This is a genomic window from Moritella sp. F3 (genome assembly GCF_015082335.1).
GTDB lineage: Bacteria > Pseudomonadota > Gammaproteobacteria > Enterobacterales > Moritellaceae > Moritella.
In genome coordinates this window covers 1-11,331 of record NZ_BLRL01000027.1, presented here as the reverse complement: position 1 = coordinate 11,331, position 11,331 = coordinate 1, and the positions used below count along the sequence as shown (strand labels likewise).

Annotated in this window: 10 protein-coding genes; 3 read left to right on the top strand and 7 right to left on the bottom strand. The window is 40.7% G+C overall.

The annotated features are described in order from the left end of the window. Positions 1-418: 418 nt before the first annotated feature. Positions 419-1,057 (top strand): bifunctional 4-hydroxy-2-oxoglutarate aldolase/2-dehydro-3-deoxy-phosphogluconate aldolase, encoded by a 639-nt coding sequence (locus JFU56_RS22315; protein ID WP_198439417.1) that lies wholly within the window; start codon positions 419-421, stop codon positions 1,055-1,057. Positions 1,058-1,191: 134 nt separating this feature from the next. Here the strand turns inward: JFU56_RS22315 and JFU56_RS22310 are convergent, their stop codons facing one another. Further along, entirely contained in the window at positions 1,192-1,821 is a 630-nt protein-coding gene (locus tag JFU56_RS22310) for an MBL fold metallo-hydrolase (RefSeq protein WP_198439416.1), read from the bottom strand. 191 nt (positions 1,822-2,012) lie between these two features. On the opposite strand from JFU56_RS22310, the gene JFU56_RS22305 reads away from it, so the two are divergent. Next, the gene (locus tag JFU56_RS22305) at positions 2,013-2,387 is read left to right on the top strand and encodes a SirB2 family protein (protein ID WP_198439415.1); all 375 of its coding nucleotides are present in this window, start codon (positions 2,013-2,015) and stop codon (positions 2,385-2,387) included. A 103-nt stretch (positions 2,388-2,490) separates the two neighbouring features. On the opposite strand, the gene lnt is transcribed toward JFU56_RS22305, so the two are convergent. The 5 genes from lnt to miaB form a co-directional block, all read right to left on the bottom strand. Continuing rightward, a complete protein-coding gene (gene lnt, locus JFU56_RS22300; protein ID WP_256432197.1) occupies positions 2,491-4,002 on the bottom strand; it encodes an apolipoprotein N-acyltransferase in 1,512 nt (503 codons plus the stop codon). A gap of 90 nt (positions 4,003-4,092) precedes the next feature. Next, positions 4,093-4,977 (bottom strand): CNNM family magnesium/cobalt transport protein CorC, encoded by an 885-nt coding sequence (corC, locus tag JFU56_RS22295; RefSeq protein ID WP_198439414.1) that lies wholly within the window; start codon positions 4,975-4,977, stop codon positions 4,093-4,095. Between the two features lie 42 nt (positions 4,978-5,019). Next, complete coding sequence (ybeY, locus tag JFU56_RS22290; protein WP_198439413.1) at positions 5,020-5,481, bottom strand: rRNA maturation RNase YbeY; 462 nt, start codon at positions 5,479-5,481, stop codon at positions 5,020-5,022. Positions 5,482-5,510: 29 nt separating this feature from the next. Continuing rightward, positions 5,511-6,509 carry a PhoH family protein gene (locus JFU56_RS22285; protein WP_198439412.1) on the bottom strand — a complete coding sequence of 333 codons (999 nt, stop codon included), beginning with the start codon at positions 6,507-6,509 and terminating at the stop codon, positions 5,511-5,513. 31 nt (positions 6,510-6,540) lie between these two features. After that, the gene (miaB, locus tag JFU56_RS22280; RefSeq protein ID WP_198439411.1) at positions 6,541-7,968 is read right to left on the bottom strand and encodes a tRNA (N6-isopentenyl adenosine(37)-C2)-methylthiotransferase MiaB; all 1,428 of its coding nucleotides are present in this window, start codon (positions 7,966-7,968) and stop codon (positions 6,541-6,543) included. A gap of 224 nt (positions 7,969-8,192) precedes the next feature. Here miaB and JFU56_RS22275 point away from each other — a divergent pair, with 224 nt between their 5' ends. Next, a complete protein-coding gene (locus JFU56_RS22275) occupies positions 8,193-9,365 on the top strand; it encodes an FAD-dependent oxidoreductase (protein ID WP_198439410.1) in 1,173 nt (390 codons plus the stop codon). A gap of 20 nt (positions 9,366-9,385) precedes the next feature. On the opposite strand, the gene JFU56_RS22270 is transcribed toward JFU56_RS22275, so the two are convergent. Continuing rightward, complete coding sequence (locus JFU56_RS22270) at positions 9,386-10,996, bottom strand: methyl-accepting chemotaxis protein (protein ID WP_198439409.1); 1,611 nt, start codon at positions 10,994-10,996, stop codon at positions 9,386-9,388. Positions 10,997-11,331 lie beyond the last annotated feature (335 nt).

The following is an 11,331-nucleotide window of genomic DNA, read 5'->3' as shown; positions in this document are numbered from 1 at the left end:
GGTCGCGAGTTCGAGTCTCGTCCACTCCGCCAACTAATAAAAAAACCTGAATCATTGATTCAGGTTTTTTTATGCCTAAAATTCAGGAATACAGAAAACAGATTTTGTGGAGCGCTGTATTTTATTAAACGTATTCAGCTGGTTAGACTCTTTATAAAAAGATAAGCGGCCGACACGCCGGAGGCCGCGAGTTGCGGTTTATAAAAAGTCGTCCACTTTCTCTTTGCCAACAAACAACGAAAGCCTGAATCGAAATATTCAGGCTTTTTTTGTGCCTTAAATTCAGTGGAAATGGTACATAATTGTGCGAATGCCACGCCTCTCTCAACCTCTTTATATTGGTCGTGATAGAATTAGCTATGACTAATAAAAGTCAGCTTAATTTATTCATGGTGCAATTAAAAGGACTCGGATTGGAATGATAAATAATGAGTTAATTGATCAGCTAGCAGCATTAGCTGTGATGCCTGTGATCCAAATTGAAAATGCCGATGATGCGGTAAAACTGGTCGAAGTATTATCTGATAACGGCTTACCTGCTGCTGAAATTACCTTTCGTAGTGCCGCGGCTGGTGAGTCGATTCGCCGTATTCGCGCCGCGTTTCCTGATGTGATCTTATGTGCTGGAACGGTATTAACCATAGCGCAAGTGGATGAAGCGGTGGCTGCGGGCGCTGACTTTATTATTAGTCCTGGTTTTAACCCGACAACGGTGAATTATTGCATTGATAATGGCATCAAAATCATTCCGGGTATTAATAATCCGAGTCAAATTGAGCAAGCGTTAGAGTTGGGTATCAAGGTGGTTAAATTCTTTCCTGCAGAAGCATCGGGTGGCGTTAACATGGTCAAAGCATTAGTTGGACCCTATAGCCAAATTAAATTGATGCCTACCGGTGGTATCAAACCATCAAATGTAATGGACTATCTTGCTGTACCGCAAGTTGTTGCCTGTGGCGGTAGCTGGATCGCAACGACTGCTGATATTGCCAATAATGACTGGGATACTATTGCTAAAAGCGTACGCGATACTTGCCAATTACTGCAAGCTAAATAAAACCTACAGATAAATGGCCATGTGCATGGCTTTCAGTTAAAAATAAGCCCAAGCTATATTTGCATATACTTGGGCTTAAATGCTTTTATTCAGGCTGATCATTACAGGAGCCTGAGCTTATCCTCATTCACACGTTATCTTACGTGAGGATTGGTTCTTTTTTCATGACCGATAGTCGATGTTGGTCCATGACCTGGGAAGAATACGGTTTCTTCTGGTAATGTCCATAACTGGCCTTTGATTGCCGTCATTAAGGTATTAAAGCAGCCTTGCGGAAAATCAGTACGACCTATAGAGCCACTGAATAGTACATCACCGACAATAACTTGTTTAGTCTCTACGTGATTAAATACCACATGACCTGGAGTATGTCCTGGTGTGTGGAGTGCTGTTAATTGCTGATTACCAAATGTAATGCTATCGCCGTGCTCTAACCAGCGTTGTGGTGCAAATGGTGGTACGTGTGGAAAACCAAACATTTGTCCCTGCATCGGTAATTGATCTAACCAGAATTTGTCGGCAATATGCGGGCCTTCAATTGATACCTGTAGTGCTTCTGCAAGTGCTTCAGTACCGCCAACGTGATCCATATGACCATGGGTTAGAAAGATCTTCTCTACTTCTACACCGTGTTTTTTTATTTGGCTAAGAATCTTATCAATGTCACCACCGGGATCAACGATCGCAGCTTTTTTGGTTTCAGGGCAGATTAATAGACTGCAATTTTGTTCAAAAGGCGTAACTGGAATGACTTTAACTTGCATTGCTTATCTCTCTTGGCTAGATAGTCGTGTTTGTTTAGCTATATACCGTAGCGCTAGTTTACCGATTTGTAAGACAAGAGTATACGGTCTAAATTGTTATCCAATTGTTAAATTATGATCTGGGTCAAAACAGATTTTAAATTGCTGGTTATCATCATAAGCCTTATTTCTATTCTGTTAACGGAATTATCATGTATCCATTATTACTGAAAGCGCATCTGGCGTTACTGCTGATTAGCTTGTTAAGTTTTGCATTACGCACATTTTGGGCGATTAAAGGCTCTGAATATATTAACAATGTGATTTTATTTAAGGTCCATAAAGTACTTAACGTCGTGCTTATTTTATCTGGACTGGCTTTGTGTGTAACGATCGATCAATATCCATTTATTGATGGTTGGGTGACTGAGAAGTTTGTTTTGTTATTTGCTTATGTGGGTTTTGCCATGCTGGCCTTTAAACCAAAAATGAATTTAAAAGTGCGTCAGTTCTGTATCGGGATAACAATGGTATTTTTTGTGATGATTTTTTATATCGCTAAAACGAAAGTCGCGTTATTTATTTAGATGCTTGTACTATTGCTCATGAATATAAAGAGTTAAACATAAAAATGGCACCGAATCAGGTGCCATTTTTATTGTGCTATTTTTCAATACTTCCTGTCGCGATTTATACTGCGTTTTTAAGCTGATTCTTGGTAATTCTTTTCTTGTTTAAAAAATCATGTCCAAGCACAAAGCTGAATAATAGGAATGCTAGTATTAGCAGTGGCGTATTACCATAGCGATTAAATGGTGTTGTACCTTGATACGGTGTGACATCAACACGTAATACTGCTTTTTCGAATTGTGCTATGCGACCGACTTCTTTACCTTTGGCGTCATATACGGCTGTAATACCGGTATTAGTACTGCGCAGCACTGGACGTTGAAATTCAAATGCGCGCATTCTGGCAATCTCTAGATGCTGATTTGGACCAATTGAAGTGCCAAACCAAGCGTCGTTACTTACGGTTAAAATAAAGCCGGTATCAGGTTTTACAGTATTCACTAGTGTTTGATTGAAGGCTATTTCATAGCAAATTGCAGTGGCAATATGGGTATTACTGGCCGCTAAGTTTAACTGTTCTTCACCACCACGTTGAAATGATGACATTGGTAAGTTAAACAGCGGGGCAATTGGTCTTAATAGATCTTCAAACGGTACGAATTCACCAATTGGTAACAGTTTATTTTTATAATAACGGTCGTTTACTGGTGAGTGATTTGCTTCTTGCTCAGGCTGACCTAGTACGATCACGGCATTGTAATATTCATCAACATCGTCGACACGCTGGTAATTAATAATACCGGTGATAAGGGTTGTATCACTCTGGCGCATGAGCTCACTGATGTAATCCAAATAATTTTTTACTTGGAACTCTAATGCTGGGATTGCAGATTCTGGCCAAATGATGATATCTGCATCGGTATTGTCTAAGCTGAGCTTCAAGTATTCGTTTAGAATCTCAGAGCGTTTCTCTGGCAACCATTTTTCATCTTGGTTAGTATTACCTTGCACTAAAGCAATGGATTTACTCAATTCTGGCGTTGTCCATTCTAGCCCCTTCAGCGATATCGCTGAAAATACGATCGCGGATATCATGATGATTGGTATCACGGCTTTACGTTCACGATAAGCATAATACAGGCTGGCCGTAATCAAACAGACGGCGACGGTGATGCCTTCGACACCGAGGAGAGGGGCAAAACTGACGAGTGGGGTATCCATTTGGCTGTAACCAAACTGTAGCCACGGAAAACCGGTCATTACCCAACCGCGTAACCAATCTGTAATTAACCAGATTGCCGGAAAAGCCACAAAATAACGTAATAATGCTGAATGCGAGGTAAAACGATTAAGTAGATAGGCACAAAGCGCAGGGTATATAGCGAGGTAAGCACATAATAGGACTACCAGTAATACGGCGACGGGAATAGGTAGGCCACCAAAATCGAGGATACTGACCGCAACCCAATGAATACCAGCAATAAAGAAACCTAGCCCCCACAGAAAACCATATCCAGCGGCATGTTTGGCGGGTTTATTATCGAGAATAAAGAGTAGGAAAAATAGTGAAACGTATAAACTAATGCTGTAATCAAATGGTGCAAAAGCAAAAACGCTAAGCGCGCCAGTCAGTGGTGCGCCTATTTTTTGGATCAGTGATTTGATAGGTTATTCCTTTGTGCTATTTACAGCGACAAGTGGAGTAACCTGTCACTGCGACGGTTAAGCGGATTCAGCTAAGTGATCTTGCTGTGCTTCTGGTACCTTCACTTGTAATTGAATGATACGACGGCGGTCAGCAGAAATGACTTTGAATTGAAATTCATCCACAGTGATAATTTCACCTTGCTCTGGTAAGTGACCAAATGCATGGGCAATCATGCCACCGATGGTATCCACTTCATCATCATTAAAGTTAGATGAAAAGTAATCATTAAAATCATCAACCGGGGTTAATGCTTGTACTGAAAACACGCTTTTATTAATACGGCGAATGTCTTCTTGTGCTGACTCATCTTCATCGAATTCATCTTCAATGTCACCCACGATCTCTTCGAGAATATCTTCAATGGTAACAAGGCCCGATACACCACCAAATTCATCAACCACAACGGCCATATGGTAGCGTTCAGAACGAAACTCTTTCAGGAGTTTATCAACACGTTTACTTTCTGGTACAACAACTGCTGGGCGTAGAATCGACGATAATTTAAAACTATCTGATTTTCCAGCGAACACGAATTCAAGTAGATCTTTAGCTAACAAGATCCCTTCAATATGATCTTTATCTTCATTGACGACTGGGAAGCGCGAGTGCGCAGAGTCAATCATAATAGGTAAAAACTCATCTACCCCTTGGCTCTTATCGATGGTAATCATCTGCGAGCGTGGGATCATAATATCGCGTACTTTTAGTCCTGAGACTTCAAGCACACCTTCAATCATATCTTTAGTGTCCTGATCGATCAGTTCGCGGTTTTCTGCATCCTGGATAACTTCTACAAGCTCTTCTCTGTTTTTCGGCTCACCTTGGAATAATTGAGAAAATTTCTCAAAAAACCCTTTTTTTGATGAACCGTTTGTCGAGTGAGGTTTGTCGTCGTTCATAGTTTGTTGTACCTAAGTTAAGTAAGGTTAATGATATTAATATTACTTTTCAGCAATATAGGGGTCTTCAAATTCGAGTTTTAGCATTATTTCGGTTTCTAAAGCTTCCATCTCGTCAGCTTCTTCATCGATAATATGATCATAGCCGAGTAAATGTAAAGTTCCATGGATAACCATATGTGCCCAATGTGCGGTCAGTGGCTTTTGTTGCTCAAGCGCCTCACGTTCAACAACTTGTTTGCAGATGATTAAGTCACCAAGTAGGTTTAATTCAATGCCTTCTGGTACTTCGAATGGAAACGACAGTACGTTAGTTGGTTTGTCTTTGCCACGGTAATCGCTATTTAATTGTTGGCTTTCTTCGTTATCAACAATACGTATAGTGACTTCTGCACTTTCTTGAAACAGTTTCACTGCCGCGTCTAGCCAGGTTGTAAATTGTTGTTCTGTTGGTAATTGCTGCTCATCTTCAGTGGCAATTTGTAAATCGAGTGTGGTAGTCATTAATCTTTATCCTTACGGGTGATGCTATGTTAAAATTGTTCATAGGCATCGACAATTTTTGCAACAACAGGGTGGCGAACAATATCATTGGATATAAAAACGTTAAAACTAATATCTTTCACTGGCTCAAGTACATCGATTGCATGGCGTAAGCCTGATGTGATGTGCTTGGGTAAGTCGACTTGGGTAATATCGCCAGTGATCACCGCTTTGGAGTTAAAGCCAATACGGGTTAAAAACATTTTCATTTGTTCAATAGTCGTGTTCTGACTTTCATCTAAAATAATAAATGCATCGTTTAAGGTGCGTCCTCGCATGTAAGCAAGGGGGGCTATTTCTATGACATTACGCTCAATTAAACGTTCCACTTTTTCAAAACCTAGCATTTCAAATAACGCGTCGTAGAGTGGACGTAAATAAGGGTCAACTTTCTGGCTTAAGTCACCGGGCAGAAAACCTAATTTTTCACCTGCTTCCACGGCCGGACGAGTCAGTAATATACGGCGAACCTCTTGACGTTCTAATGCATCAACAGCAGCTGCGACGGCTAAGTAAGTTTTACCTGTACCTGCAGGGCCAACACCAAAGGTTATATCATGCGTTAAAATATTGGCAATGTAATTGGCTTGATTGTCACCACGGGGCTTTATTATACCGCGTTTGGTTTTAATCACTGTATTAAAGTTGGCTACTTTGGCAATAGGTTCCGGTTCGACTAATCTGCATGCTTGTATTGCTAAGTGGATTTTTTCAGGTTCAATGTCGGTTACTTGGCCTTTAACTGGCTGAGTTTCGACATAAAGCTCACGAAGAATATCCATGCAACAATGGGCATTAACAGGATTTCCGGTTATATGGAATTGATTATTTTGATACGTAATTTCAACTTCTAAACGACGTTCTAGTTGTTTAAGGTTGTCATCAAACGGGCCACACAAATGTGCGAGTCTGGCGCTGTCGGCTGGTTCTAAAAATATATCGAGCGTTGTCGTATTTTTATTCAAAATAGTCTCATTAGGCAGAGCCATTAACGATCATTAATGGCTCTAAGTCTAGCTCTTATGGGGTGAATTTAGCAACACCTAGCTCATTTGGTTGATTGGTAGCACGTGCCAAGATCTCACTTGGTTTAACGTCACTACGTAAGCCCATCTCATCTTCACCGCGGATGAATACACCACGGATAGAGTTAGGGAATACATCAACAATGTCGACATCAACAAACGTACCGATAAGATCTGGAGAACCTTCGAAGTTAACCACTCGGTTGTTTTCAGTACGACCAGTCAGTTCCATGATATTTTTCTTCGATGGACCTTCAACTAGAATACGTTGTGTTGTGTTAACCATATTACGCCCAATTTTTTGTGACATTTGGCTAATACGCGTTTGTAGAATTTTCAAACGTTCTTTCTTTTCTTCTAATGATACATCATCAGGTAAATCTGCAGCAGGCGTACCAGGACGTGCGCTGTAGATGAAGCTGAAGCTGATATCGTATTCGATGTCTTCAATCAGTTTCATGGTATCAGCGAAGTCTTGCTTGCTTTCACCTGGGAAACCAATGATGAAATCTGAGCTCATCACCAGACCTGGGCGTGCTTTACGCAGTTTACGGATCAATGATTTATATTCAATGGCAGTATGCGCACGTTTCATCAAGGTTAAGATGCGATCTGAGCCTGATTGTACTGGTAAATGTAAGTGTGACACTACTTCTGGCGTATCTTGATATACTTCAACGATATCGCTAGTGAATTCAATTGGGTGACTGGTGGTATAGCGAATACGGTCGATACCATCAATTGCAGCAACATAACGTAGTAAGTCTGCAAATGAACACATATCATCGTCGTGCATTTCACCACGGTATGCATTGGCATTTTGACCAAGTAAGTTAACTTCACGTACACCTTGCTCTGCTAATTGAGCAATTTCATATAAGATATCATCCAGTGGACGACTAACTTCTTCGCCACGCGTATACGGTACTACGCAGAATGTGCAGTATTTTGAGCAGCCTTCCATGATAGAGACGAATGCTGACACACCTTCGGCACGTGGCTCTGGCAAGCGGTCAAACTTTTCGATTTCAGGGAAACTAACATCAACTAGGCCTTTTTTACCGGCTTGTGCATCGGTGATCATTTCAGGTAAACGGTGTAAAGTCTGTGGACCAAATACCAAGTTTACAATCGGCGCGCGTTTTTGAATCTCAGCACCTTCTTGTGATGCTACGCAGCCACCAACACCAATCACTAATTTCGGATTGCGTTTTTTTAGCTTTTTCCAGCGACCTAATTGGTGAAATACTTTTTCTTGTGCTTTTTCTCTGATAGAACAGGTGTTTAATAGAAGAACATCCGCTTCCTCTGGGTTTTCAGTCAGTTCAAAACCATTTTCGGCATTTAACAAATCTGCCATTTTTGATGAATCGTATTCGTTCATCTGGCAGCCCCAGGTTTTAATGTGCAGTTTTTTACTCATTATCCACGTTGCTCTTTATTATTTATTGCGATATTCGGGTTGTGTGAGAACACACAGAAGATCGAGTATTCTACTGCCTTAATACGCTGTTGACTAGACGTTATCTGTGCATCTATGCATAAATTTACTGTAATTTTCATTGCACAAAGCAATCATTTAAACGTAAAGCTTGGTAGAATTCTGATTCAGATAAGAATTTATCCTTAAACGGTTCAGGAAACACGATGCAGGAATTTGATGTAATTATTGTTGGTGGTGGGATGGTCGGTGCGAGCACTGCCAACTTACTTGCTCCTTCGGGCCTTAAAATTGCGGTAATTGAAGCACAAGCGCCAGCTGCGTTCTCATTTGAGCAACCGATGGATTTACGTGTATCGGCAATCAGTTTGGCCTCTCAGCAGTTACTTGTTGCTACTGGTGCTTGGAGCAACATCAGAGAAATGCGTCTTTGTCCTTACCGCCGTTTGGAAACGTGGGATCAAGGTGGTTGTGAGACTAAGTTCCATGCCAATGATATTGGTCATGATAAATTAGGCTACATCATTGAAAACCGTGTGATCCAGTTGGGTCTGCTTGAGGCGATGAAACGTCATGATAATGTGCAGCTAATGTGCCCTGAAAAAGTCGCAACGCTAACGCAATACAGTGATTATGCCGAGATTGTACTGACTTCTGGGGTTAAGCTACGTGCTAAGTTAGTATTAGCCGCAGATGGTGCCAATTCGATTATTCGTCAGCAAAGTAATATCGGCATTAGCAGCTGGGATTACCGTCAAAATTGCATGTTGATTAATATTGATACCCAGCAAGCGCAACAAGACGTGACTTGGCAGGAGTTTTCACCGACAGGGCCTATGGCACTATTACCATTACCGGGTCATAAAGCATCGCTAGTTTGGTATCATCAAACGGCGCAAATTAAGTATCTCAGTAAGTTATCTAACGTAGAACTGAAAAAAGAAGTGCAACAGCACTTTCCTGATTTAATTGGCGAATTTGAAATTACTAATCATGGGTCATTTCCATTAACACGCCGTCATGCCCAACAGTATTATCAAGGTCGAGTGGTATTACTGGGTGATGCTGCGCATACCATTAATCCATTAGCAGGGCAGGGCGTTAATATTGGCTTTAAAGATGTGAATGTATTATGCGAGCTGATTAGAAGTGCGGTGATTGAAGGTGAAGCATGGGATAGCGAAGCGTTATTAGCACGCTACCAGCGTACGAGAAGACCTGATAACTTATTAATGCAAACCAGTATGGATTTATTCTATTCGGTATTCAGTAATAACTCTGCGCCAATGAAGGTATTACGTAATCTTGGCCTTGCAGTCGCACAACGTGCCGGACCGTTAAAGCGTCAGGCGTTACGTTATGCGATTGGTTTAAGTTAGTGGTTATTCGTCATTACGCGTTAGCTTAATTTAAATTCTTTTACTTTTGTAAGTAGTTCAGTTGAATGGCTGAGTAAGTCTTGGCTGATACTACTTGCATGGGTTGCTACTACCGTTGTTTCGTCCGAGTGGACAGCAATCATTTCAATATTATGCTGAATATCTGTGGTCAGTTCTTGTTGCGTCGTTGATGATTCGCTGACGGAATCGTTGAGCTGATTAATTTCCTGCATTTCCCGTGCAATCTCATTTAACATGTCTGCTAGTTGCGATACTTTGATCGCGCCTTCTGCCGCTGTTACTTTAGCTGTATCCATCGCTGCAAATGAGCTGTTTGATGTTTCAATCAATGAGCCGACAATTGTTTGTATTTCTTTGGTTGAGTTATTCGTTTTAATCGCTAATGCCCGTACTTCTTCTGCCACAACCGCAAAACCACGTCCACTTTCACCAGCGCGAGCCGCTTCAATAGCGGCATTCAATGCCAATAAATTGGTTTGCTCTGAAATAGAGTTTATCACCCCTAAAATTTTGGTGACGTTATTGGTTTGCTCACCGAGTTGATGCATTTTATCGACGACATGATCAAGCTGTGTTGTAAGTATAGTTATTTCATCAATGGTGGCAGAGGCTAAAATATTGCCTTTATCTGTTTGTAATGCTGCTTGTGTCGATGCTGCTGTGGTCATTGTTGCTTTGGTCTTAATATCTTCAACCTGAGTTTGCATGGTGGCGATACTAGCGTTAATGGTTGCGGCTTCTTGTTTCTGTTGATTCGCTGAATTATAAGTTTGCGTTGATGCGGTACTTAGCTTGGTTGAGATATTTTCTAGTTGCTCGGCAGTATTGAGCACATGGGTGAGGCTGTAATGAAAATTACTCATCATGTAATTAAACGCGGTCACCATTCGGCCAATTTCATCCTGGCTTTTGACTTCAATCAGGGTTGTAACATCTTGGGTATCACTGGCGAGCTCCATACTATCAGTGAGTTCGCTAATTGGCTTGAGGATCACTTTACGAATAATGAACAAGGTTAATAGTAAACCGGCAAATAATACCACTGCTAAAATAGCACTCGAGCGTAAAATATTTTGTTGTACCTGTTCGTAGAAGTGGCTTAGAGAATATTCGAGTCTGACTGCGCCGAGTACATCACCTTCTTTGGCATTGTGACAAGCTGTGCAATCAGTGCCGCGGTAATTTTTTGATGCAATAAGTGGTTTAGTGATTAACAAGGTATCGCCTTGTTGGGTGCTAATTACTTGGGTGATATCTTCACCTGCGAGTGCTCGGCGATCAAAATCATCTTTGACTTGCTCGCTGGCTAAACCTAGACCATACAATTGATTGACTTTATCTGCTCTGACAATACGGATATCAGCAATGTTATCGTTCTCTAGCATCTTATGGCGCAAGGTTTCACGTTGACCAATGCTGCCGGTTAACATCATGGTATTTAAACTATCAAAGTAAGTATCGGCTTGTTCATGGGCTTGCTGCTCTAGAATAGATAAAACTAAGGCTGTTTCTTGCTTACTTTGTGATAACGCAGAAATAGCGAGGATCAGGATAAACAAACTGCTCAGTGCGAGGTTTATTTTTTTAGCTATAGAGACATTTTTTAACATTGTTTCTTCCCATTTGAAACCAACCAAAATAGATCGAGTATTTACAATGATCATTGGTATTTTAATTCTACTGTAATTAGTAGGGTTAATCGTAACAAATTAATCTTGGTACAAATAGGATATCGGCCAAAAGAGGTATTTTGTTAGCACAAATGTGATAAAAAAGTTAATTAAGTGGAATGTAAGGTGATGAGAAACTGATTATGCTCATGCGGGTAATAAAACTTGCATGATAATGATATGCATAATTAAAATGCTGAAATTAGAAATTAGAAATTAGAAATTAGAAATTAGAAATTAGAAATTAGAAATTAGAAATTAGAAATTAGAAATTA